The 23,643-nt window shown below is 41.2% G+C and carries 21 protein-coding genes and 1 pseudogene; 15 read left to right on the forward strand and 7 right to left on the reverse strand.

Annotated features, from left to right (window positions below; genetic code table 11):
• Nucleotides 1-145: 145 nt before the first annotated feature.
• The 3 genes and pseudogenes from ABH897_RS26730 to ABH897_RS26740 all read right to left on the reverse strand — a co-directional run.
• Nucleotides 146-271, reverse strand: a pseudogene (locus ABH897_RS26730) (transposase); the annotation flags it as partial.
• On the reverse strand, nucleotides 220-438 hold the full coding sequence (locus ABH897_RS26735; RefSeq protein ID WP_283655285.1) for a hypothetical protein: 219 nt from the start codon (nucleotides 436-438) through the stop codon (nucleotides 220-222). The gene ABH897_RS26735 and the pseudogene ABH897_RS26730, both read right to left, overlap by 52 nt.
• Nucleotides 439-605: 167 nt before the next feature.
• Nucleotides 606-1,262: a TetR/AcrR family transcriptional regulator gene (locus ABH897_RS26740; protein ID WP_404559640.1), complete on the reverse strand. Its 657-nt coding sequence runs from the start codon at nucleotides 1,260-1,262 to the stop codon at nucleotides 606-608.
• Between the two features lie 126 nt (nucleotides 1,263-1,388).
• Between ABH897_RS26740 and ABH897_RS26745 the strand changes: the two genes are divergently transcribed.
• Together ABH897_RS26745 and ABH897_RS26750 are read left to right on the forward strand one after the other, a co-directional pair.
• On the forward strand, nucleotides 1,389-2,036 hold the full coding sequence (locus tag ABH897_RS26745) for an NAD(P)-dependent oxidoreductase (RefSeq protein ID WP_283655287.1): 648 nt from the start codon (nucleotides 1,389-1,391) through the stop codon (nucleotides 2,034-2,036).
• Between the two features lie 43 nt (nucleotides 2,037-2,079).
• Complete coding sequence (locus ABH897_RS26750; RefSeq protein ID WP_044647961.1) at nucleotides 2,080-2,802, forward strand: DsbA family oxidoreductase; 723 nt, start codon at nucleotides 2,080-2,082, stop codon at nucleotides 2,800-2,802.
• Nucleotides 2,803-2,881: 79 nt separating this feature from the next.
• On the opposite strand, the gene ABH897_RS26755 is transcribed toward ABH897_RS26750, so the two are convergent.
• From ABH897_RS26755 to ABH897_RS26765, 3 genes are all read right to left on the reverse strand, one after another.
• The gene (locus ABH897_RS26755; RefSeq protein WP_283655288.1) at nucleotides 2,882-3,472 is read right to left on the reverse strand and encodes a TetR/AcrR family transcriptional regulator; all 591 of its coding nucleotides are present in this window, start codon (nucleotides 3,470-3,472) and stop codon (nucleotides 2,882-2,884) included.
• Between the two features lie 146 nt (nucleotides 3,473-3,618).
• On the reverse strand, nucleotides 3,619-4,527 hold the full coding sequence (locus ABH897_RS26760; RefSeq protein WP_283655289.1) for an arginase family protein: 909 nt from the start codon (nucleotides 4,525-4,527) through the stop codon (nucleotides 3,619-3,621).
• 1,027 nt (nucleotides 4,528-5,554) lie between these two features.
• Nucleotides 5,555-5,830, reverse strand: coding sequence for a hypothetical protein (locus ABH897_RS26765; RefSeq protein WP_404529596.1), 276 nt, complete (start codon nucleotides 5,828-5,830; stop codon nucleotides 5,555-5,557).
• A 270-nt stretch (nucleotides 5,831-6,100) separates the two neighbouring features.
• Between ABH897_RS26765 and ABH897_RS26770 the strand changes: the two genes are divergently transcribed.
• The 8 genes from ABH897_RS26770 (at nucleotide 6,101) to ABH897_RS26805 (ending at nucleotide 13,309) form a co-directional block, all read left to right on the forward strand.
• Nucleotides 6,101-6,403 carry a PTS sugar transporter subunit IIB gene (locus ABH897_RS26770; RefSeq protein WP_049828419.1) on the forward strand — a complete coding sequence of 101 codons (303 nt, stop codon included), beginning with the start codon at nucleotides 6,101-6,103 and terminating at the stop codon, nucleotides 6,401-6,403.
• Nucleotides 6,404-6,417: 14 nt separating this feature from the next.
• Complete coding sequence (locus ABH897_RS26775) at nucleotides 6,418-7,671, forward strand: PTS transporter subunit IIC (RefSeq protein ID WP_044647959.1); 1,254 nt, start codon at nucleotides 6,418-6,420, stop codon at nucleotides 7,669-7,671.
• A 22-nt stretch (nucleotides 7,672-7,693) separates the two neighbouring features.
• Entirely contained in the window at nucleotides 7,694-8,359 is a 666-nt protein-coding gene (rpe, locus tag ABH897_RS26780; RefSeq protein WP_023988789.1) for a ribulose-phosphate 3-epimerase, read from the forward strand.
• Complete coding sequence (locus tag ABH897_RS26785; protein ID WP_023988788.1) at nucleotides 8,356-9,408, forward strand: galactitol-1-phosphate 5-dehydrogenase; 1,053 nt, start codon at nucleotides 8,356-8,358, stop codon at nucleotides 9,406-9,408. The genes rpe and ABH897_RS26785 overlap by 4 nt, the downstream gene beginning before the upstream one ends.
• Before the next feature lie 10 nt (nucleotides 9,409-9,418).
• A complete protein-coding gene (gene hxlB, locus ABH897_RS26790; RefSeq protein ID WP_025722481.1) occupies nucleotides 9,419-9,982 on the forward strand; it encodes a 6-phospho-3-hexuloisomerase in 564 nt (187 codons plus the stop codon).
• Nucleotides 9,983-10,144: 162 nt separating this feature from the next.
• Nucleotides 10,145-12,202, forward strand: coding sequence for a BglG family transcription antiterminator (locus ABH897_RS26795; protein ID WP_404520717.1), 2,058 nt, complete (start codon nucleotides 10,145-10,147; stop codon nucleotides 12,200-12,202).
• 48 nt (nucleotides 12,203-12,250) lie between these two features.
• Nucleotides 12,251-12,724, forward strand: coding sequence for a PTS sugar transporter subunit IIA (locus tag ABH897_RS26800; RefSeq protein WP_044647955.1), 474 nt, complete (start codon nucleotides 12,251-12,253; stop codon nucleotides 12,722-12,724).
• Between the two features lie 327 nt (nucleotides 12,725-13,051).
• Nucleotides 13,052-13,309 carry a hypothetical protein gene (locus tag ABH897_RS26805; RefSeq protein ID WP_283655293.1) on the forward strand — a complete coding sequence of 86 codons (258 nt, stop codon included), beginning with the start codon at nucleotides 13,052-13,054 and terminating at the stop codon, nucleotides 13,307-13,309.
• Between the two features lie 252 nt (nucleotides 13,310-13,561).
• Here ABH897_RS26805 and ABH897_RS26810 read toward each other — a convergent pair whose 3' ends face one another.
• Entirely contained in the window at nucleotides 13,562-15,874 is a 2,313-nt protein-coding gene (locus ABH897_RS26810; protein ID WP_404592930.1) for a GH36-type glycosyl hydrolase domain-containing protein, read from the reverse strand.
• A gap of 524 nt (nucleotides 15,875-16,398) precedes the next feature.
• Between ABH897_RS26810 and ABH897_RS26815 the strand changes: the two genes are divergently transcribed.
• From ABH897_RS26815 to ABH897_RS26835, 5 genes are all read left to right on the forward strand, one after another.
• Nucleotides 16,399-17,994 carry a response regulator transcription factor gene (locus ABH897_RS26815; protein WP_404592931.1) on the forward strand — a complete coding sequence of 532 codons (1,596 nt, stop codon included), beginning with the start codon at nucleotides 16,399-16,401 and terminating at the stop codon, nucleotides 17,992-17,994.
• Entirely contained in the window at nucleotides 17,991-19,781 is a 1,791-nt protein-coding gene (locus ABH897_RS26820) for a sensor histidine kinase (RefSeq protein ID WP_404592932.1), read from the forward strand. The genes ABH897_RS26815 and ABH897_RS26820 overlap by 4 nt, the downstream gene beginning before the upstream one ends.
• Nucleotides 19,782-19,892: 111 nt before the next feature.
• A complete protein-coding gene (locus ABH897_RS26825) occupies nucleotides 19,893-20,858 on the forward strand; it encodes an ABC transporter permease (protein ID WP_283655297.1) in 966 nt (321 codons plus the stop codon).
• A gap of 28 nt (nucleotides 20,859-20,886) precedes the next feature.
• Nucleotides 20,887-21,771 (forward strand): carbohydrate ABC transporter permease, encoded by an 885-nt coding sequence (locus ABH897_RS26830; RefSeq protein WP_283655298.1) that lies wholly within the window; start codon nucleotides 20,887-20,889, stop codon nucleotides 21,769-21,771.
• Nucleotides 21,772-21,862: 91 nt separating this feature from the next.
• Nucleotides 21,863-23,455, forward strand: a complete 1,593-nt coding sequence (locus ABH897_RS26835; RefSeq protein ID WP_283655299.1) for a DUF3502 domain-containing protein — start codon at nucleotides 21,863-21,865, stop codon at nucleotides 23,453-23,455.
• Nucleotides 23,456-23,643: the final 188 nt, after the last annotated feature.

The raw sequence follows: 23,643 nt of genomic DNA on the forward strand, positions 1-23,643 counted from the left end.
CATTATCAATGAATAAGGATGATGAGAAATTACTGCAATATTATCTGGAACTCAAAGGTCCGAATGCGGGAGAATGGAACTCCTCTCCACAGTGCATTCACACACAGTTGGTGACAAGGGATTTCGTAGAGAAGACATTCGATATTTTTGTCACGACCAGCGGCTCCAATTCACCCAACCGGTCCCGAGGGACGCTGAGCTCCTGTTCGCCGTATTCACTCACCACCGTTTTCTTGCTTTTTCCGTTACGGCTGTTGCGGTCGTTTTGGCTTGGACTTCATGTTTCTCATAGCCCAGATGGGTATCCAGCTCGGCCTCCAACATCTCTTGCAAAGTTTCAGCAAATAACTCTTTTAAAGCCTTCTGTGCATCTTGAGCCGTCACCAGCTTATTCTCTTTGATGAACGCTCTCAGTTGCTGTTTCGTCCAAAGTCCCATGTGCGCTCCCCAACCTTTCTTGATTACCAGTTTAATGGTTTGGGGAGTTTACACAATCTATTTTACAGACTCAATTTTTCATACTCGTTGAGAACATCGTGTAATACATGATGTTCTCAAATAACTTGTTTTCGCTAATCTATAAGTTAAAGAACGGGTTATCTCGCTTATGAAGGGGATACCTGATTCCTTTTAAACAATCCCCATACCTGTTCGGCCATGTATTTCGGTGAATGTGGCATGTTATTTATAATCCACCATTCGATTACCCCAATGAATGCAAAGGCCATAAAGTGCGTGATCAATAGCTTGTCATACCCCTTATTAAGGTCCTCCATATTGACTTGGTCTTTTATGTTCCCTGTCACGATCTCTAACATATGCTCCCGAAATGCAGGGATTCCTTTATTCGAAAGCATGGAAGCGAAAAACGTATGGTTCTGCTCAAAGTATTGAAAAACAGGTAACAAAGAATGAATAAAATCAACCTTTCCCTGATTTGGATCGATGCAAACGGAGATCATTCTGCTCAAATGCTCATCGATGCATTTGTTAAGAAGATCGTATTTATCGGTGTAGTGAAAATAAATGGTTCCCCTGTTAACATTCGCCCGATCCGCAATCTCATTAATAGTTATTTCTTCAAAATCCTTCTCCGAGATCAAACCTATAAATGCATTAAATATGGCTGCCTTTGTTTTTAGGATTCTACGATCAATTTTAACTCCCATAATGTATAGCCTCCAGAAGATATTTAACAAATTATTTGAATCCGTTGAATATAAAACAAAAATCACTTTTTTAGCGATTGAAGAAATCAACATAATCCATATAATAATAACCAACGAACGTTATATATTCAACGAAAGTTCGATTAAGTTTTGTTATAACCTAAATGCTCATTGAGTTATCAGCACATTCTTGCAATATAATATCGAGGTGATCGACTAATGAACATAACGCTTTTTGGTGGTAGTGGTGCAATTGGGAAAATTTTGACTGAGGTAGCAATTCAAAACGGGGATAACGTTACCCTTTATGCTAGAAATGCGGGGAAAATTGGACAGAAACATGAGAAGCTAAATGTTGTCGAGGGTCAATTATCTAATCAAGACTTGGTGGAACAAGCAATATCGAATGCTGATGTCGTCATTAGCACATTGGGACCCGCACTCGATACGTCCAGAAAATTAAAAGGTACCCCTGTTGCAGATGGTCATGAGGTTATTGTAAATGCGATGAGGAAGTTAAATAAGAAACGACTCATTACACTTGCTACTCCAACCTTGAAATCTGATAAGGATCGGAATTCGATTGCCACAGTTGTACCAGGAATTATGGCCAAGGTGATGTTTCCGAATGGTTATCACGAAATGAAAAAGCTTGAGAAAATCATCAAGCGATCTTCTTTAGACTGGACAGTAGTTCGGATTATTAATCCAAATGTAAGGCATAAGGAAAACGTTCATTATGCTTACTCGCTAGGCGATCAGCCAGCCAAGATGGGGGTATCCCGAGAAAATATCGCTAAATTTATGTATCATGCAGCTTCCGAGCCATCCTTAATTCATCAAATGCCGATTGTATACAACAGTTGAGAAATGATTCGATCTGTTTATCAAGTGAAGGGAGAGGAACGAAATGAAAGTAGAGATTTGGTCGGACATTGGCTGCCCATTTTGTTATATCGGAAAACAGCGTTTCGAGGATGGGCTGGGGCGGTTTGCATCCAAAGATAAAGTGAATGTGGAGTACCGGAGCTTCCAGCTAGATCCTTATGCCGAGAAATACCCTGCTTACGATGTACATGACTTGTACGTTTCAAAGCATGGTGGCAGCAGAGAAGAAGCCAAGGCCATGCATAAACAATTTGCCCAACAAGCGAAGAGCGATGGAGTGGATTTTCGATTTGACCGAATAATCCCTACTAATTCGCTCGATGCGCATCGATTGATCAAGTTTGCGGGTACCTATGGCAAGAGTGCGGAAGTGTTGGAGCTTTTGTATAAAGCGTATTTCACAGATTCCAAGCATATCGGCGACGCGGACACACTGGCCGACATAGCGGCGGAAGCCGGTATGGATCGCGAGAAAACGATCAACGTGCTGGAAAGCACGCAATATGCGGATGAAGTTCGTGCAGATGGGCGCGAAGCAAGCAACCTTGGAGCTAAAGGTGTACCTTTCTTTGTCATCAACCGCAAATATACGATTTCAGGCGCAGCACAATCAAGCGAAGTATTTCTGGAGGCGCTGCAAAAAGCATGGGACGAGGAACATCCGCTGATGACGTTAGATACGACTCTAAACCAAGAATCAGGCAATGTTTGCGAGGATGGTTATTGTACGCCAAAAAACAGTTGACGGAGGCGCCATTAAAGTAATCGTAAAACAGCGGCAGTCCAGGACTTTATTTTCTCGTCCATAGCTGCCGCTGTTTCTTTTATTGGAACTCTTTGGGTTTTAATGCTTGGCGAATCAGTTGATTGAATTGACTCATATGGTGATCAAAACTGAATTGTTCGTCAGTGGCTGTACGTGCAATAAGGCCGTCAATCAGCGCATACAACCAGAGAGAAAGGGTCTCCACATCATAATCTGGATCTACTTGTTTTTCATGAATAGCACTTGTAAGCAGATTTTTGAATGATTCACGCATGATGATATCACTTTGATTGAAGACATGTCGCACACCCTTATTGCGTGAAGCTTCAGCCAAAATTTCGATCCATAATCTCTGGTCCATAGGATATACGGGATTACTGACACAACTAGTTATAATCGTCAGAATCTGTCCGAGAGGATCTTTTTCGGTTTCTTTAAATTCCATTTTGGACAAGGCATGGCGCTGTTCTTCTTCCACCAGTGCAATAATAAATGCATCTTTACTTGGAAAGTGGCGGTACAGATTCCCTGCACTCATTCCTGCTTCTTTTGCAATTTCGACAATGCCTGTTTTGTGAAATCCATTGCGTGAAAAACATCGAACAGCAGCCTCGATGAGCAAGCGTCTGCTATCGTCTTTTTGTTTCATTCGTTTCGATTTAGGCGGTTCAGAGTTATTCATTGTATTTCAAATGTACAGGGATACCTTCTTGGCTCTTATCCCTGCAACCTCCTTGTTTCGCGAAATAATGTACATCCATCATACCATGTACATTACCATAGTCTGCATTTGGATTAAAGTGTATTAAAGACTGGACGCTCTTTGTTATCAATATCTCCAAGCAGAGGTAAACGAGACAGCATGTTCGCCAAGAAATAAGAGTCCCAAGGGAAATGTTCAGTGATCCCTAGACCGACTACATCATAGGATTTGGCTACATCTTGCAAAACTCGGATAATGGTTTCCATACTTGGTCCTTGTGGGAAGCTCTTGGTGTATTCTTCGTATGTTCCCGGATAAGCAACCAGAAGAGAACGGAATTCTTTCATATCCAGTACATCCAGATCAAAATGAATAATAATCTTGGACGGTTTTTTCTCAGCTAGCCATTGGAGCACTTTAGAACTATCCTGCTTAATTTCATCGGGACCTACAATATCTAATTTCATGTTTTTCATGGGCTCTGAGTGAAGAGCATCGATCATGTCGTTCAATCCTACATATAGGATTTGTTCAGGTTTAAAAAGATGAGGAACCTCTGCAACAAATTCCTGATCACCTACACCAAGCAAATTGGCAAGAACATGAGCATGATGATTTTCAAAGTCTTCAGGGATCGAGACATCAGGGTGAGCATCTACCCATAACAGAGCAACATCTCCATCATATTTCTCATTCAAATAAGAAAAAGGAGCAAGTTCTACACTGCAATCCCCTCCAAGGACAACGATACGTTCAGGGTTATGTTTATGAATTAGACTTTTGGCTGATCTAGCTTGTTGCAATACGGTACTTTTGGCAATTATACCTTGTTCTTTTTCTACATTAGGGTTCAGATCGACGGGTACTTCTTCAAAAGGACCATTAGACTTGGGAGCAAGCCAGTTTAACAAGTGAGCTCCCAGAACGTAAGGAGGGTTGTTCCCTCCTTGCCATTGAGGGAATAACAAACGCAGTGTACGGCTTGTATCCATTTCATTCATAAGAAATTTCTCCTTTTATTTAAGTTAGTGAACGTTCATTCACTTAAAATGATACAAGATTACTTTTTATATTGCAAACCCTAAATAACAGGGAATGCCTATTTGAAATTATGCTGATTATACAATGAAAATCATGAAATTCTAAAGGAAGCTTTTTATCTTTTATTATTTTTGACACTCTTGGTCAATACTATAAAGATAACAAAAAGAAGTGTATAGCAAATGAGAAAAATTCTTTTTGATAAAGAAGGAGCAAGCCGATGGCAGTTAAGACAAAGAGTAAAGGAAAGATAGAAACACTCATATACTAAAGGCAATTTGACACTTTTTTATATTGGATAAGATAATAAGTTTGTGTAATTTATATAAGTTGAACTAAAGATTAGAAAACTAGGATCAGGAATTTCAACCCTGCTTGTCGAATAGTTAAGAAACCATATTTGGATAGGTAGGGAATGAGGATGAACAAATCATTAGAGTGGAATGAAGTCATGCAAGCGATGAAAAATACGAAAGATCGCCGCATGTATGATCGATTTTTAATTAAAATTTCATGCTTTTGAGTAAAGGAAAATAAGTAAAGACTTGATGTAAACATGATGAACTAAAACACATGAGAGAATACTTTGTTTTGTTTCCTTCCATTATCGTATATTTCATCTGGCAGCATTATTTCATCGAAGGAATTATACTAACTGATTTGATCGTTATCTAACCACAGTAGAATGTGGGAAAATGTGGGATAATCATGATTGCTTTCAGCAGCGATATACATAGGACGGGAAGTGGGAAATCCGAGTGAGACTTTTCCTAAGAATTTTAGTAACGAGGTTTTACTGATATAGAGCATCAAGTACGGGTACGCAACGAACGCGGACAATTCTCAGCACATTTTCAGTTATTTCGCAAGGAGCTGCAGAGAGGGGATATCCAGCAAGCGGATATACTCGTACTGCCCACATTAGCATGGAGATTCCCCCCCCAATGGATACGATTCCAATACCAGAACTGGCGAGGTACAGAAATCCTAGCGTGGACGGACAGGAATTAATGAAGAAAAGAAAAACCGAGGTAGTTCAGCAAACCTGGAGCTGTCATATATACGAGTGAGACAAAATGGAATCAACCCGGGCAATACCAAATCTGCGCTGCTAAGTGTCATTTCCTCCGTTGTGGCAGATGTGGGTTCCTCTCCATAGGACGTCATGTACCAGGATTCATCATCTCTCACGTCTACATGTTGCAGCTCAGCCTCATCTACCGTTGTACCCGTACCGGAACTCGTTGATACGATTGAATTCATTGGAATAGATGGATTTTAACCTGAAAAATATCGAGGGGAAATCATTTTTTTCATCACTATATTGTACAACCGGTTGTCTATAAAGTGGGATGTAAACGAATACAACAATTGAATTCATCATGTTATTATGAATCCACAGCAAGAAAGAAGTTAATCCTGCTGAGTAAAAGGAAATATAAAACAATTTGCAAGGAGGATTTTTTCAACCCTATGGGATTGGAAATGGATTTAAACCTAGCTTCGAAAACTAACATACCAGGAGGAATTAACATGTCAAATTCAAAAATTAAAATCGCCGTAGCTTGTGGAAGCGGAGTAGCAACTTCTACTATCGCAGCAGATGGAGTGAAAGAGGTATTAAAAGAAGCAGGAATTGAACATTACGATATCATTAAAACGAGTATGGCGGAATTACCGAATATTATTGACAACGTCGATATTGTTCTGACAACTAATAATTTTAAAACCGATGAAAAGCCATATATGAACATCATGGGATTTGTAACAGGGCTTAATGAAGAAAAATTGAAAAATCAATTGGCTGAAAAACTGCTAGATTTAAAAAATAGTTAAGGTGGTAGATCATAATGGATACTGTGCATAATATTATTAAATCTATTACTGATATGGGAGCAACAGCGATTTTACCAATAATAATCACCGTATTAGGTCTAGTTTTTCGAATGAAAATTGGAAACGCTATCAAATCCGGTCTTTTAGTTGGGGTAGGCTTCTTAGGTTTAACATTAGTTGTTGGCTTGCTCAATTCCTCCCTAAAACCGGCAGTTGATTATTATGCAAAAATCGGTTCTGGATTTACAATTGCAGATATTGGATGGCCAGCTGTAGGGGCGGCATCTTGGGTGCCTCCTTTTGCAGCATTAGCAATCCCTCTTGGTTTAATTATTAATCTAGTATTAGTTCGACTTAGATGGACAAAAACGTTAAATGTGGATATATGGAATTACATGCATTTTCTAATCCCAGGAGCTTTGGCTTACTTTCTTTTTGACAGTTTCTGGTTAGGGTTGGTAGTAACATTGGTGATGTCTGTTATTGCTCTATTCGTTGGTGATTTAATTGCTTCAAAATGGCAAGAATACTTTGGTTTAGAAGGTACAACCTGCACAACTATTATTTATTCAGCTTGGGGTTATCCGATTGCCTGGCTGGTAAATAGAATCATTGATTTCATTCCTGGTTTAAATAAATTGGAGTTTTCTCTGAGTAAAATTAATAAAAAAATAGGCGTTCTCGGGGACCCAGTTATTATTGGATTTATTGTTGGGTTAGTTTTAGGGGCAATTACTAAAAGACCTGTTACAGAGATAGTGACTATGGCCACAGGGATAGCTGGAGTTATGGTATTAATGCCTAAAGTTGTTGGAGTGATGATGGATGGGCTATCTCCAATTGGGAAATCGGCAAAAGACTTTATGATTAAACGCATGGGGAATAACTCCAATCTAAATGTGGGGATGGATATTGCGCTAGGCTTAGGCGATCCGACTACTATTACAACTACAGTCGTTTCTATTCCAATTGTTATGTTATTGGCACTCATTTTACCTGGAGTTCAGTTCTTTCCAATAGGACTGTTAATGTCTGTTACCTATATTTCTGTAATGTGTACGTTAACAAGTAAAGGAAATCTATTCCGTTCTATTGTGTCGACAGTAGTATTTTGTATTATCACATTTTATTTGGCAGGATTTGTTGCACCAGGTGCAACACAGATGCTTAACAGTGCAGGTGTCGAGTTAAAAGGTTTAGGGACAGATGTTACTTTTTCTGAGATATGGAACTTATTAATTTATTGGGCAAGCACTTTAGTTAAATAAAGACTAGAGAAGAGGAAAAATAATGAATCTGATTTTACCTTCAATATTTGCAGCAGATTTAATGAACTTAAAAAGTGAATGCGATGTTTTATATGAAGAAGGATTTCAAGTACTTCATGTAGATATGATGGACGGAAACTTCGTCCCTCATATCGCATTTGGACCAGAACAAATTAAAAATATAAAAAAACAAGTGAATATGAAATTAGATGTTCACATGATGGTATCAGCCCCAGAGCAGCATATAGCGAGTGTGTTGGACACTGGAGCAGAAATGATATCAGTTCACTATGAATCAACTCCTCATATTCGTTTTGTCATTGATCAGATTAAGCAACATGGAAGGAAAGCAGGGATCGTCATTAATCCTGGGACGGACACCTTTATATTGAAACCTTTTCTAAACATCATTGACTATGTTCTAGTTATGTCGATCAATCCAGGAAGACCTAATCAAGTTTTTATGGAAGAAACGATTGATAGAATAAGAGAACTGAAAGTAATGATAGGTCAACGAGATATTCAGATCGAAGTTGATGGTGGAGTCGATGAGAGTATAGCTAGTCAATGTATCGAAGCTGGAGCATCTTTGGTTGTCATCGGATCATATTTATTTTCGAATAACAAAGCACATGTGAAGAATTTGAAAAGTCTAGAACATGGAGAGAGAAAGGATGAGAGAAAATGAAATCATTAAAACTGTATGGTGCCAGAGACATACGTTTTGGAGGAGCGGAAAAACCTCAAATACTGGATGGAAAAGATGTCATTGTAAAAATAAAAGCATGTGGCATTTGTGGATCTGATATCTCTCGATATAAAAAATTGGGTGCAGTCACACCTGGTCAGGTATGGGGACATGAATTTGCAGGTGTTGTAGAACAAGTTGGCGATCAAGTAACAGATCTAAAAGTTGGAGACCATGTTGCTGGATGTCCAGCACTAATTGAAGAAGATGATTATTATTATCGAGCAGGTCAACCAGCTAGAGCGAATTCATTGCATGCAATAGGTGCTAAGGAACCTGGTGGATTCGCCGAATACATTAAACTCCCAGAGAAGAATTTAGTTAAAGTACCTGATGATTTGGATTTCGAATCAGCTTCTATGGTAGAACCTTCTACTGTAGTTTTACATGGGTATTATCGAACCAATCTATCGGTGGGCGACGATGTGGTCATTGTTGGAGCAGGGGGAACCATTGGGTTGTTTGCTGTTCAATGGGCAAAAATATTTGGCGCGAAAAAAGTAATTGCGGTTGATATTGATGATGAAAAACTTCAAATTGCGAAGGAATTAGGCGCCGATTATACGATAAATTCTCTGAATGAAGATGTTCTGACAAAGGTCGCTGAATATACGGATGGCATGAATGCAGATATTGTAGTTGAAGCAGCTGGAACGCCCCATACAGCAGCAACTGTGTTTGGTTACGCCAAAAAAGGCGGCGGAGTTGTGTTCCTAGGTATCCCTTATGCAGACGTTGCGATGGAAAGATTTTATTTTGAAAAAATCCTAAGAAGTGAGTTAACCGTGTGGGGATCATGGAGTTGTGTATCCGCACCATTCCCAGGTAAGGAATGGGCAACGACTGTTCACTTTATGCACAATAACAGATTAAATACTAAAAAAATGATTACACATCGTATACCGCTTGAAGAAGGTTCAGAAATGTTTGAACGATTAATGGAAAGAAAAGAACTTATCGGCAAGGTAATCATGTATCCAGAAAGCTGAAGGTGAACTTATGGACAAATTAATTAAACAAATGGAAGTCATTATGAAAGAATTAGAAAGAAGTATTTCCTTAATGAATGTTGGTGAAAGTGAACAAATTCTGCAAGTCTTGTATAATACAAAGCGGATTTTCCTTGCTGGTTCAGGGAGATCAGGTTTAGCGATCCGTGCTTTCGCTAATCGACTGTTGCACTTAGGTAAAACGGTTTATATTGTTGGTGATATTACTACTCCAAGCATTCAAGCAGAGGATATTTTATTTATTGGTTCTGGTTCAGGAGAAACCGCTGGTCTAATAGTAAATGCAAAAAAAGCAAAGCAATCAGGAGCAAAGGTAATTCTTAATACAACGAATTCGCAGTCGACTTTGGGGAAACTAGCTGATTACATGCTTTTAATTAATGTTGACAATAAAGAAACGGATACTGATTTAATGGAATCTTCTATTCAACCCATGGGATCGGCATTTGAGCAATTAAGTCTTCTCTTGTATGATGCGATTGTTTTGGAATGGGTAGCTAATTTTAATGAAACCTATGATGACATGAAATTAAGACATGCTAATTTGGAATAAACGTTTGATTTGGAGGCAGAACAAAATTTCGATTCTTCACAGAGCGCCTCCAAGAGCAAAGATTAAATTGAGTAATTTGAATATGACCTAAACTTGAAGCCTCTTATATAATCCTCTGGAGCTGTCAATATTATTATTAACAAGGAAGGAGGAGAGAGAGCCATGCAGCTTGATGATAGAAGCAGCAGCTTGCTGCAAGAATTGTTATCAAATCCAAGTGTGAAGAGTAAGAACTTGGAACATAAGTATGGTTTAAGCCGTAGGCAAATCAGTTACAGCCTTGAAAAAATCAATGACTGGTTAGAGGGCCAACGCCTACCAAAAATTGAACGGAATAAACAGGGTGTTTTTATTGTTGATGCTACTCTCTTCTCTGCTGTGCCTAATGAAGTAAACAAGCCTTCGACAAAAAAGTATACTTTTTCTGAAGCAGAGCGAGTGGAACTTATTATTCTGATCCTACTGAGTCGTAGTGAAGAATTATCTTTATTTCATTTTACCAGTTCCATTTATGTAAGCAAGAATACCATACTAAATGATCTAAAAGCAGCACAAGAATTAGTCGAACCTTATGATCTTAGTATCCGTTATTCTCGGTTATCTGGTTACTCAATTGAGGGTGTTGAATTTCAAAAAAGAAAGTTATTGATTGATGTCGTTAACAAAATTCATCACATGTACAATGGGGAAAAATGGGTTCAACAGTTAGCAGAGATCACTGAAAAAGAAGTGCAACAGATTCATGAACGTCTTGAAAAGATTGAAAGCCATCTGAGCTTGAAATTTACAGACGATAAGATGAAAACTTTGCCGCATATCCTACTGATCTTGCTGCGAAGAATCAAACTTGGGAAAACAATAAATTCCTTTCATATTAGCTATGAAGAATTATCGGATACCAAGGAGTACCAAGCGGTTCAAGAACTACTATCGGATTTGGAGCATATACCGACCGAGGAAAGATTATTCATAACATTGCAAATTCTTACGACGAATGTTTCCTCATCTGAGCTCCTTGGGGAAGATATCGTATCAGATTTAAATCAGGCATTGAAAAAGATGCTGGAGCGATTCGAGAAAATGTCCTGCATCCTCTTACAAGACAAAAAGCAGTTGTTGCATATGATCATGCTGCATATAAAACCTGCATATTATCGCATTAAATATAAACTTACTATTACTAATCCACTACAAGAAACAATTAACAGTGAATTCATAGAACTGCACCACCTTGTAAAAAAGTCAGCAAAACCTTTAGCTGATTACATTGGCTGTGATATTCCAGATAGTGAATGCACTTATTTAACGATGCTGATAGGCGGTTGGTTAACAAAGCAAGGAGACAGCATTCTGAGTAAAACAAAAGCAGTAGTGGTTTGCGCTAACGGAGTATCCGTTTCTAAGCTTTTACTCATTACCTTGAATGATTTATTTCCTGAATTCATTTTTCTGGATTCCTTATCTGTGAGAGAATTCAAGATGTATGATTTGGAATATGACATTGTTTTTTCTTCCGTATATCTGCAAACGAACAAACGACTATTTATAGTCAAGCCAATATTACAAAAGGAAGAAAAAATCTCTCTACGAAAACAAGTGATGGAATTATTGCATGGATTCACTCCATCTGAATTAAGTTTGAAAAATATTCTAGAGATCGTTGAGAAATATGCAACCGTTCAGAACAGGCAACTTCTTGCAAAGGAATTACAACAATACTTTACAAGCCATCACTCGTTGTCTTTCAAAACACAACCCGAATTACAAAAGACAAATTTGCATGACCTGATAACGCCGGAGAATATTACATTGCTTCCTTCAGTATCATCTTGGGAAGAGGCTATACGATTAGGGGCGCTACCGCTGCTGCTTCAAGGGAGTATCCAACCTTCTTATGTAGAAGCTATGATCCAACATTACGATGTGGAAGATCCGTATATCATTATTAGCCCAAATGTGGCAATTCCTCATGATAGTCCCGAAAGTGGCGTAAACGAAGTAGCTATGAGCTTGCTCCGTTTAGAGCAAGGCGTTGAATTTGCAAGAAATAGGCCGATAAACATCGTTATTATTATAGCCGCTGTCGATAAACAACAGCACTTAAGGGCATTGGTTCAGTTAATGAAACTTGTTGAAAGTAAAGACGATTGTGAAGCTATCATTCAAGCCCAAAGTGCAATGGATATCCATAGTATCATCAAAAAATATGGTACGGATTAATAAAAAGATATCTATGTTTTCCGATTTTTATAAAAGGGAGTAATTATTATGAGCGCAAAAACGATAAATGGACTCGTGTTTGATCAGGATTTAATTCAACTGCACGCACGTTACGATTCGAGGGAAGAGCTTATCAAAAGCTTTGGAAAAATGATAGAAGAGAAAAATTATGCCAAAAAAGGATATACAGAATCATTGCTTCAACGTGAAATCGAATATCCGACCGGAATCAACATGGGGACAATTGGTATAGCAATTCCACATACAAATAAAGAATTCGTTAACGAAACTGCTATTGCCGTTGCAGTTTTAGATAATAGCATAGAGTTCGAGGATATGGGGGGATCAGATGAAACTGTCAACGCAGAAATCGTGATGGTACTTGTAGTGAAAAATCCTAAGATGCACATCTCATTTTTAAAGAACTTAACAAGTTTGTTTCAAGAAGAAAAATTCGTTAAACGTTTTCAAAATGCAACTAATCCTGACGAGATCGAGGAAATACTCTTGAAGTTGCTTTAATAGAGACACATAAAATAATGTTGTAAAATTAATTAAATTTGTTGATGGGACCGGATATGAAATTGCAACATGTAACAATGATGGAAAACTGGATTTACAGCCAAATAGTTTGAACAATAAATTAGTTATTGACACAAAAGATAAACTTATAAAGAAGGATACTTTGGGCTCAATGTATGGGATACAACGGCTTTTTTTAATTATTTGGTCCATTTTCAGAGACAGAATACTTAATCCTGTTTGGTTCAATGTACATCGACACAAAGTTTCCAATCAAAACTACCTTTATAAAATCCAAGCTTAAGCAGGAAATTTGCAGAGGCGGTTATGATTGAAGACGATACCTTCTATATATGGGGTGAAGAATACATTATAAGCAAAATATCAAGTGGGAAAGGCATAAAGTTGGAAGAGCAATTTTTGTTTGTATTTAATCGAATTGAACAAACCAAACATACCTTAATGATGGGGGCATTATCAATGAATAAGGATGAGGAGAAATTACTGCAATATTATCTGGAACTCAAAGGTCCGAATGCGAGGGATGGAACTCCTCTTCACAGTGCATTCACACACAGTTGGTGACAAGAGATTACGATTCGATATTTTTATGAAATCCAAGTATGTAATGTGGGTATCGGAACTGGAGATTGGGACGATTACCTTGGATATTGGCTTAAGGGAAGAGGCATTTTAACAAAAGACCATGACGATAAAACTCCGTGCAGTGCATGAATAAACAACAAGCACTGCACGGAGTTATTGTTCTGAGGTGGGTGTCAGCTCACTTTATAAATTAGGTTTTTAAAAAATTCCGCACTTTCTCATCCTATCCATTTAAGGTATTAACGTTATCTCAACTTGGTGCAGCAGCCCGTCATCAAATAACGGCAGTATGTTACCAGAAATCAAGCGACCATCTACATGGATTTCTACATTTCCTTTGGATAGATGGGAAGGGTTATTAATGGAAATCTGATATTGATTGCCGCGGAATTCGCGGTACACTTCAGCTGAATCCCATTCCGGAGGGAAACAAGGATCTATTCGCAATCCAGCGTAATCCCGCTTAATACCCAGTATGCCTTCGTACAGGCTCATGAGTCCCCAGGCAGAAGTTCCGGTTGTCCAGGATTGATAGGATTTTCCGTAAAACTTAGGATGTATGGAATAACAATTGGTAAAGACATACGGCTCTGCCCCAGATCGAGTGGAAGGGTTTGCTTCACTGTCAGGGATGATTTTCTTCAACGTACGAATCGCTGATTCTCCACGTCCCACCTTACAATCTGCAATTATCTTGAAGCCTGTGGCATGACAGTAAACCCCACCATTCTCAAATAACCCCGGTAGCATACCAGACATTCTCCCAACATTAGGGGAGTATTCCGGATAAGGAGGCATGTTGATTGGGAAACCAAATTCATGCTCCATACTGTCAATCGACTCCAACACTTTTGGAAGCTTTTCCTCATTCGGAATGTCCGCAAGAATAGCCCATGATTGGGCATTGATATAAATTTTGCTGCCTTCACTGTCTTTGGAACCGATATTTTCTATTTTGCTCAGCGCACGCATATACCAGTTTCCATCCCAGGCTGACTCATTAATCGCCCGACGGAGCAGATCGTACTGTTCTGTTAAGTAACTGGCATAGTCACTATCTCCGACAATTTGCATCAGTTGGCTCAATTCTCGCAGGCCGTAGCAGAACTGCTCTGAGAGCATGACTGACTCTGCTTCAGGGTCAGTTGTAATATTCAGAGCATCATTCCAATCTGCAAACATGATACGTACCAAGCCATTTGTCCCTTTATCCTCAATCAAGCGATTGACAGCTGCCTTCATATGCTCAAGTATCGTTCCAGAGCCACCATCCTGATATTCGATCTCTAGATCAAGGAGCGAATAATCTCCAGTTTCCTTAATCAGCTCAATTACCGCCCATATAATCCAGAAGGGTTGGTCCGAGTAGCGAGTGTCGTCATAGGGGAACCAAGTAAGTACTGCATGGCCTTCCTTGAACTGATGTCTCAAGCATTCGATAATTTCTTCTTTGGCCCGATCCTGTCGATAATTCAGCAGAGCAACAGCTATTTGAAGATTATCCCGAACTCCTTTCTTGCCGACTATGCAAAAATCAATCTGCTTCTTTACCCATTCGTTCATAATGATGTTGAGCTTATCATCAGGTGTATTTACACTCAAGCTTTTATACTTGGATTTATAATGTGCCTGGGTCTCAAGCAATGATTTCGCGAGTCGGTTCTTATCGAAATATTTGTCCGCAGTCTGAACAGCTTCCTTCAGGGTCTCACTGACTCCCATAACAAAATAGAGCTCTTTCTCCTCACCAGGTGCCAAAGATAGTTTATTCTGCAGCACGCCTCCCAAATTGGAAAGTGTAGTTGTGGAATTTGTACAGTCCCGGCCTTTGATAACAACATCAGGCCGCTGGAATAAGGGAGCAGGTATGGAGTCGAGCTTGGTGATGGATCCCAATGGACCCAAAAATTCTCCAAGGTCACCATCGTAGGCATGTACGGTTTCTGAACAGGAGATATAGCCGTTATAACGGGCATGTGGTGCAAAAGGATGCTTGGACTGACAGTAAACACCGTTGAGATCGGAATCAAATATTGTTTCGCAGCTTCTATACATTTCATAATAGCGGGGGTATTTAAAACCTTCGAGTTCAAAGCTCACTGCGGAAAAAAGACTGATATTTTTCACGCGATTTGTGGAGTTTTTGACTTTTACCACCCATACCTCATTATAGCCCTGATGCGGTACAAACAGTTTCCAGGAAGCGTGAATACCATTCTTCTGGGACTGAACAACAGAATAGCCAATACTGTGTTCACAAGTAAAGTCATCTATAGCCTCATTGAGCGGCCCTTCACCGATGTTCCAGTATGTGTTCGTGTCATCATCTCTCAGATAAATATATTTTGCATCCTGGTTATTAATCATACACATATCTGCTTTGGAGTTGATGTAGTAGCTGCGGCCGTGTCCAATTTGAGACACCTGTGTACAATATCCTTGTTCACTCCACAAATAATTGTACCAGTACCGCGGGGGCCGAGGGTCTGTGATAACGCATGAGTTTCCTTGATCTTTGAAATAATGAATTTTGCCTGTTTCCATGATTAATCCCTCCATTATAAATTAATGTCCTTTATGAGATGAGTTCTAGCCGTCACCTGCTGAAAATGCAACGTTCATCTTGATGTACATTTTTTACAGAATAATATTAACTTCATTTGTTAGGAGATGATACCAGTCAATCTTTCGATTTTGTAGGATAATCTTCTATGCTCTTTCTTCATTTTAGGTGCTGCTTGCTTATTGAAAGAATAACTTGAAGTATAAGGTATACCACAATCACAAACTTTCAAAGAAAAATCACAAGTTTCTCTGGTAGGTCTGGGAAAGGGAATGCTCTATGATATAAGAGGGGGATTCATACCAGTGGATTCTTAATTGAATATTATTTATTATGAAACCGTTATCAATACATGTTGATGAACTGCCTCCTGCAGTTTATTATGTAGCTTAAAGTCACCTGTACAATTACTGTATATTGAAGATTAATCGTAGTCCGATTAAACGGTCTGCTTTTGTTGTTTTCAAGAAGATCCCAGCACTAAACATCTCAAAGGGGGGGCATCATGAAATTGCTGATCGTAGATGATGAAGAGAGAACCAGAGAAATGCTTCGCAAGCATATTGCTTGGGAGGAAATAGGTATTCATGAGGTTGAAACAGCACGTAATGGCATAATTGCCCTGGAACTTTGCCGGAGCTTTCGTCCCGATGTTGTGCTCTGTGATATCCGGATGCCGAAGATGGACGGTATAGAATTTGCACAACGACTACGTGAAAGCGAAGTTTCATGCAAGCTGTTGTTTCTGAGCGGATTCTCAGACAAAGAATATCTGATGTCAGCGATCCGGTTGAACGCTTTGGACTATATCGAGAAACCGATCAATCCAGATCAGGTCCGAAAGGCCGTTCAAGCTGCAGTGGAGTCCAGAAAGCATGATGAGAAGAAACGTATGGAGGAACGCCAACTGCAGGATGCCTATGATGAAGGTCTGCCTTACCTGAGACAAGAGATGATCCGCAAGCTGATCTCGCTTCCCGGTTCTCCCAATGTGACAAAAGCTCTAGAGAGCAGGGAAACTTTTCTTCTGCCTTTAGAAGGACCCTTCACCGTAATCGCATCTTCCTTGTACTGGTATCCGACGCAATATCCGGAGAATCCGAAGGTCGTGCAGGAAGAAGTGCTTCAGAAGATAAATATGAGCAGCAGACTGGCTTCACTACAGGGCATTTGCGGTTTTGATTACCATCAGTTTTTGATCTTCATTCTGCCAGGAGCCTTCGGCAGCAGCTACCGGGAACATCGCAACGTGCTGGAAGAACTGTATTCGGAGTTAGCTAAGACCATAGGAGATGATATCCGTTTTCGCATGGGGGTCGGTGAGCCAGTGGTAGAAAGGATGCAGATTCCTGATTCGTACAGATCTGCCTTGGATGCGTGCAATCTGCATTATTACAGCGAAGGTAGCCAATTGATCTTTGCTGGTGCCATTGGCGGTAACCGGGAGCTTGCTACTGATTGGAACGTGGTTCGCAGTCTGCGCGGACTGCTAAAGCAGGGCGAACTGGAGGATGCTCGCAGTCTTATTGTGAATTGGACGGAAGAGGCCAGGGCAGCACGCGATCTGGATATTTCCCGGCTCAAGAATTGCTATTTCCAGTTTTTGTTTGTGATTCTGGATGTAGCGGTACAACTTGGATTCACAGATACGGATGAAGACACGGAGAGACGCTATATTTTGAAGGAGATTGACCGTATTCAAGATCTGGCAAGTATAGAGAAATATATTCTTTCCTTTCTTGAATTGTTTCAGATTTCGCAGGATCCAAGCGGAATAACACCCAAGATGAGGGATATTATTCATTATATTCACAAAAACTATCGAGAAAAGGGGTTCACAATTCTAGACATTGCGAATCATGTGTCGCTGAGTGAGACCTATCTCTGTTCCCTGTTTAAGAAGCAAAGTGGAGGCACGATTAAGGAATATATTTCTTCGCTGCGAGTGGAAAAGGCCAAGGAGCTGCTGCTAGACAAGGAACTGAAACTGTACGAGGTTGCGGATCGGACAGGCTTTACGGACGCCAATTACTTCACTACCTTTTTCAAAAAATATGCGGGCTGTACGCCTTCGGAGTATCGGGAGAAGATGGCCAAATGAGATTAAAACCCCCAAAGCCGTTCGCTGATTTCAGCATCCGCCACAAGCTGTTTGCTTCCTATATGATGGTAATAATTATTCCCTTTGTCGTGCTGCTCTTTCTGCATTTACATCTAACCGCTAATGAAAATGAGAAGCAGGCATTGTATACGGCCCAAAAGATGCTGGAGGAAACGAAATCCTACTTGCAGTACCGTGCAGAAACAGTCAGAGAGGTACTGAACTTTATTGCCTTCAATGATACAGTGCAGACGATGGTAGCAGAAGACCCAAGTAGATATGAAGATGTCAATCTTTGGGGAACCGACGCTAATAGACTGGCCAAGGTACTGGGGAAATTTCGTTACAATTCAGATATTGAAACTGTTCAGCTCTACATGAAGAAGGGTCTTGCTTCAGCTACAGAAAATTTCGACTATTTAAACATGGGCAAGGTAGAGCAGAGCCACTGGTTCAAGGAGTTTATCGCTTCCCATTCTGTTCTCACCTGGCTACCCTCTTCCGCCTTTGGAGAGAAAGAAGAGGGCGACGAGGTATCGGTTCTGCGCCTCATTCCAAATGCTCACAATATACAGGAGAACGATGGTATTGTTCGCGCCCAGATCTCCCAGAGCACAATGCGCTCCGTGCTGGACCATGCCATTGCTACTCCATATACCTCTGTGGTCTTGTTCAATGACCACGGAGATATTCTCAGCACTGCAGGCAGATTTCAACATAACTCCAGAGAGTTTCTAGATATGTTGTCACAGGCTTCAACTGGTAGAGAGCAGGATAACTACTGGGCGGATAATTTGGAGTTCAATGGAAAACGAATTCTGCTCGGACTGCAGGCTATCCCTGACACAGATATGAATATAGCGATGATTGTACCCTACTCCGACATTCAGAAATCCAGCAATAAGATGCGTAACCGGCTGATCCTTATTTTTTCACTTATCATCCCGCTCACCTTCATTCTGTCCTATATCGTTGCCGGTTCCGCAACCAAACGTCTGCGTCAGCTCATTCAGCATGTGAGTAAGGTGAAAAACGGAAATTTTCAAATCTCCCCTCTTCCGAGTAACCAGGATGAAATCGGTGAACTGACCACGAACTTTAATGTGATGGTAGAGAATATATCAAGGTTAATTGAGGAGACGTATACTCTTGGGCGGGAAGTGAAAAACAAGGAACTAAAGGCGTTGCAGGCTCAAATCAACCCGCATTTTCTGTACAACACGCTGGATCTGATCAATATTATGGCTATTGAATCCGGTAATGGGGAAATATCCAAAGTAGTAGGTCAGTTGGCGTTATTCTACCGCTTGAGCTTGTCGAACGGGAGTGAGATTGTCACCCTGGAGAGTGAACTGCGGCATATTGAATCCTATGTGTCAATTCAGAATATGCGTTTCAGCAATGTGATTACATTAATCCTCGAAGTATCGCCAATTCTGCTGAGCTGCGAGGTGCCGAAAATTATGCTGCAACCCCTGATTGAGAACGCGATTCTGCATGGCATTATGGAGAAGGAAGTGGAGACGGGGATAATTCATGTATCTGCTATGGAGGAAAAGGGTGATCTGGTCGTGGATATTAGCGATGACGGTATCGGCATGGAGGAAGAGGTGTTGTCGACTTTACTGACTAAGGCCATAAGCAAACGGACGGGCGGCTTCGGCATCCGGAATATTCAAGAGCGGTTACAGCTGAATTATGGACTGAAGTATGGATTGTCTTTTACAAGTCGCCCAGGTGAAGGGACCAGTGTCCGGATACGTCTTCCCAAATCAGTAAAAATGTAAGCGTTATCACAAACTTTCAAAGAAGAACGAAACTTTGCCCCGTAGGTATAGGCTTTAAAGCCAATTACAATAAATGAGGAGAAAGAGAAAAGATACTGAAGGAGGCTACTTATGGGTACCAAGGTAGAGCAAGTCGCGGATCACAAGCATAAACCGGCCAAAAGTCTGTCGCTGCTGCGGGAGCTTAGGAGGAACTGGGTGCTGTATGCGATGTTTGTGCCGATTGCTATTTATTTCATCATCTTTGCCTATATTCCGATGACGGGTGTCGTTATGGCATTTAAAGAGTTTAACTACAGAGATGGTATTTTTATGAGTCCATGGAACGGTATTGAAAATTTTGAATATTTTTTTCAGTCTGGGAAGGCATGGCTTGTGACGAAGAATACCATCCTGTACAATCTGGTGTTTCTGGGAGCATATACTTTTTTCTCGATACTGGCTGCGGTGCTGATCTCGGAAACGTATAACAAATTTTTCAAAAAAACCGCTCAGACGTTTATGTTCCTGCCTTACTTCATTTCCTGGGTTACAGTGTCCGCGTTCGTCTACAATTTTCTGAATTATGAGTTCGGAATTGTAAACGTGTTCCTACGGAATATGGGGCTTGAGGCCATTGATATCTACTCGACCAGCAGCTACTGGTATCTTCTGCTTCCGCTGCTCTATGTGTGGAAGTGGGTCGGGTTTGGCTGTGTCCTTTATCTGGCGGCGATTGTCGGGATCGACCAGGAAATTTATGAAGCGGCGACGATTGACGGTGCTACCCGTTTTCAAAAGATCATGAGAATCACCCTGCCCTTACTCAAGCCGACAGTAGTGGTACTGATTTTGTTGGGGCTGGGAAGAATCATGCGCGGCGAATTCGATATGTTCTACCAATTGATTGGCAACAACGGCGCGCTGATGAATGCCACGGATATCATTGATACACTAGTGTTCCGCTCGCTAGTTGGTACACAGGACTTTGGCATGGCTTCCTCAGTGGGACTTTATCAATCCGTTTTGACGCTGATAATCGTCTTGTTCGCAAACTATTTAGTCCGCCGTTATGACAAGGGCAACGCGCTGTTCTAACTTGATTGCATGAAAGGGGAATTTAACCATGGAGAAAAATAAGTTGAACTCAGCGCCTGTCTTTCAGGCTTTCTCGTATATTGTGGTATCGCTGATTGCTATTTTATGTCTGCTTCCTTTTATTTTCCTGATATCCGGCTCTGTCTCGGATGAAGGGCAGGTTCTGGCGAAGGGTTATTCCTTTCTGCCACGAGGATTCTCGTTGGATGCCTACACCTTTATTTTTCGAAATCCCGGCGATATTCTCTCTGGCTATCGCGTGTCGGTGATTGTGGCAGCGGTTGGAACGGTACTCTCACTGCTGATTTCCACGATGGCTGCTTATGTCATGTACCGTAAGGAAGTGAAATACCGTAACCAATTGGCATTCTTCCTGTTCTTTACCACATTGTTCAACGGTGGACTTGCCCCGTATTTCATTTGGATTACCAGCTATTTGCATCTGAAGAACACGCTTGCGGTGCTGATTCTGCTCCCCATGTTCAATGTGATGTACGTGCTGATTCTGCGCAGCTTCATACAGGGCTCCGTGCCTGAGCCGCTGGTGGAATCCGCCAAAATTGATGGAGCAGGGGATTTCCGGATCTTCTGGCAGATGGTTTTGCCACTCTGCAAGCCCGCGCTCGCTTCCATCGGTTTGTTCACTATTTTGGCCTATTGGAATGACTGGTGGACCCCGATGATGTTCACCGACAAGGAGCAGTATGTACCGCTGCAGTACTTGCTCTATAAAATGCTGTCCTCGATGAACATGTCTGCGGCAATGGCCCAGCATATGACGTCTCTCGACACACCGAAGGAAACATTCAAACTCGCTATGACAGTGATTGCCACCGGACCCATTGTAATTCTGTTTCCATTTCTCCAGCAGTACTTCGTCAAAGGCATCACTATTGGTGCAGTAAAGGGTTAAACCCTTCTGTGCAGATGTAGAACCGTTTCGTTATAAATCCTGCAAGATGGAGGATTTATATAAAATTTCCATTACCAAAGGGGGAAAAAGAGTGAGAAAACCAAAGGAAAAATCTATGTTCATCTTGACGCTGCTTCTGTCTCTGGCCATGCTATTGTCTGCCTGTGCCGGCAGCAACAACCAAACGGATAACGCAAACGGAAACAAGCCGGATGGAGGCAACACCAGTTCGCCGGCCAATCAGAAAGAGGTTGTGTTGAAGGGATATCTGCTTGGCGAAGCGCCGAAAGGGATGCCGGAGGTGCTTGCGGCACTCAATAAAAAGCTAAAAAAGGACATCAATACCACCATTGAGTTGAATTACATCGGCTGGGGCGACGTGCAGTCAAAATACCCGCTTTTGTTGGCTGCAGGCGAAGATGTGGATTTTATCTTTTCTGCTGAATGGAATTATTATGCTGAACAGGCGAATAAAGGGGCGTTTTATGAGCTGAAAGCTGAGGATATTGCCAAAAATATGCCGAAGAAATCGGCTATCCTCGATCCAACTGCCTGGGATGCCGTCAAGATTGAGGATAAAATCTTTATGATCCCGGGCTCCTCCGCGGATCGTTCGGTTTTTGTAGCTGTGCTCCGCAAGGATATTATGGCGGAAGCGGGCCTGACCGAGGTGAAACGGTTCTCCGAGCTTGGCCCTTATCTGGAAGCCGTGAAGAAAAACCATCCGGATATGATCGGCCTGAACTTGGACTCACAGGTTGACCTGCCGACGCCTTATCAACAACTGATGCGCGATAAAATTGGCTACACGGGCACTCCTTTTGGCGGTGGTCCTCTGGCCCAGGGCGTAGCTTACGATTTCGGAGATCCGACCGGCAAGATCTACAGTATGGTGGATGAGCCTTACCTCAGCGCGCAGAAATATGCTGCAGGTATTATGAAGGATTGGTACGACAAAGGTTATATCAATAAAAATCCGTATTCGAATAAAATCCGCTCCAAGGATAATTTTGTGGAAGGCAAATCTGCGGTAGCATTTGGTAACACCATAGATATTGCTGCCACCATGGAAGCTGCTGAATCGAAAGGGATTGAAACCTATTTGGTCCCATCATTGATGACAAACGGTAAAGCACCTTTTAGCCCCTGGGTTACTCAAGGGATCTCCATCGCGGCTAATTCAAAAAATCCCGATCGTGTCATGCAGGCCTTCGACCTTATCATGGAAGATCCATCTTATGCGTATCTAGCTTATTATGGTATTGAAGGACAAAACTACATCATCACTGGAGATGGTAAAATCGGCCTGCCGAAAGGTGTAACGGCTGCTAACAATACCTATCCGCCGGATGCTGCGGGCTTCTGGTTCCTGAACAAGGATTTGTTCAAGCCAATGAGCACCTGGCCGCAGTCTTATATTGACCACCGGGAGAAGGTGAAGGATTATGTAACTGATGACTTTGTATACAACGGGTTCACTTTCGACTCAGACAAAGTCAAGACACAGATCGCCAATCTGGCTAATGCTTCAACGCAATATGCCAATCCAATCTATATCGGTGCAGTCAAGAATGTCGACAAAGCATTTGAAGAATTAGCTGAAAACTTGAAAAGCGCTGGTCTTGATAAGGTGAAAGGGGAAGTGCAGGCCCAGGCTGAGGCGTTCTTAGCAAAGAAAAAATAAGATACTTCCGATCAAAATAGTTGGACTGACCGTTAAAGCTGTAAAGGATAAAGCACCCAGAAGCTCAGCAGCATATGCTGCTGAGCATTCTATTTATTCCGAGTTGACGTATGGTAGACAACCCAACTCCCACCAATCTGCTGGGCATTATTAAGAGGAGCTTCATCATTAGGTTCCAAAGCTATAAT

The organism is Paenibacillus sp. RC73 (genome assembly GCF_044908085.1).
GTDB classification, from domain to species: Bacteria; Bacillota; Bacilli; order Paenibacillales; family Paenibacillaceae; genus Paenibacillus; species Paenibacillus terrae_A.

Bases quoted from the DNA above. Each gene is read 5' to 3' on its own strand.
- ABH897_RS26735 (WP_283655285.1), bottom strand. From the start codon at position 438: ATGGGACTTTGGACGAAACAGCAACTGAGAGCGTTCATCAAAGAGAAT.
- ABH897_RS26740 (WP_404559640.1), bottom strand. From the start codon at position 1,262: ATGTTGATTTCTTCAATCGCTAAAAAAGTGATTTTTGTTTTATATTCA.
- ABH897_RS26745 (WP_283655287.1), top strand. From the start codon at position 1,389: ATGAACATAACGCTTTTTGGTGGTAGTGGTGCAATTGGGAAAATTTTG.
- ABH897_RS26750 (WP_044647961.1), top strand. From the start codon at position 2,080: ATGAAAGTAGAGATTTGGTCGGACATTGGCTGCCCATTTTGTTATATC.
- ABH897_RS26755 (WP_283655288.1), bottom strand. From the start codon at position 3,472: ATGAAACAAAAAGACGATAGCAGACGCTTGCTCATCGAGGCTGCTGTT.
- ABH897_RS26760 (WP_283655289.1), bottom strand. From the start codon at position 4,527: ATGAATGAAATGGATACAAGCCGTACACTGCGTTTGTTATTCCCTCAA.
- ABH897_RS26765 (WP_404529596.1), bottom strand. From the start codon at position 5,830: ATGAATTCAATCGTATCAACGAGTTCCGGTACGGGTACAACGGTAGAT.
- ABH897_RS26770 (WP_049828419.1), top strand. From the start codon at position 6,101: ATGTCAAATTCAAAAATTAAAATCGCCGTAGCTTGTGGAAGCGGAGTA.
- ABH897_RS26775 (WP_044647959.1), top strand. From the start codon at position 6,418: ATGGATACTGTGCATAATATTATTAAATCTATTACTGATATGGGAGCA.
- rpe (WP_023988789.1), top strand. From the start codon at position 7,694: ATGAATCTGATTTTACCTTCAATATTTGCAGCAGATTTAATGAACTTA.
- ABH897_RS26785 (WP_023988788.1), top strand. From the start codon at position 8,356: ATGAAATCATTAAAACTGTATGGTGCCAGAGACATACGTTTTGGAGGA.
- hxlB (WP_025722481.1), top strand. From the start codon at position 9,419: ATGGACAAATTAATTAAACAAATGGAAGTCATTATGAAAGAATTAGAA.
- ABH897_RS26795 (WP_404520717.1), top strand. From the start codon at position 10,145: ATGCAGCTTGATGATAGAAGCAGCAGCTTGCTGCAAGAATTGTTATCA.
- ABH897_RS26800 (WP_044647955.1), top strand. From the start codon at position 12,251: ATGAGCGCAAAAACGATAAATGGACTCGTGTTTGATCAGGATTTAATT.
- ABH897_RS26805 (WP_283655293.1), top strand. From the start codon at position 13,052: ATGATTGAAGACGATACCTTCTATATATGGGGTGAAGAATACATTATA.
- ABH897_RS26810 (WP_404592930.1), bottom strand. From the start codon at position 15,874: ATGGAAACAGGCAAAATTCATTATTTCAAAGATCAAGGAAACTCATGC.
- ABH897_RS26815 (WP_404592931.1), top strand. From the start codon at position 16,399: ATGAAATTGCTGATCGTAGATGATGAAGAGAGAACCAGAGAAATGCTT.
- ABH897_RS26820 (WP_404592932.1), top strand. From the start codon at position 17,991: ATGAGATTAAAACCCCCAAAGCCGTTCGCTGATTTCAGCATCCGCCAC.
- ABH897_RS26825 (WP_283655297.1), top strand. From the start codon at position 19,893: ATGGGTACCAAGGTAGAGCAAGTCGCGGATCACAAGCATAAACCGGCC.
- ABH897_RS26830 (WP_283655298.1), top strand. From the start codon at position 20,887: ATGGAGAAAAATAAGTTGAACTCAGCGCCTGTCTTTCAGGCTTTCTCG.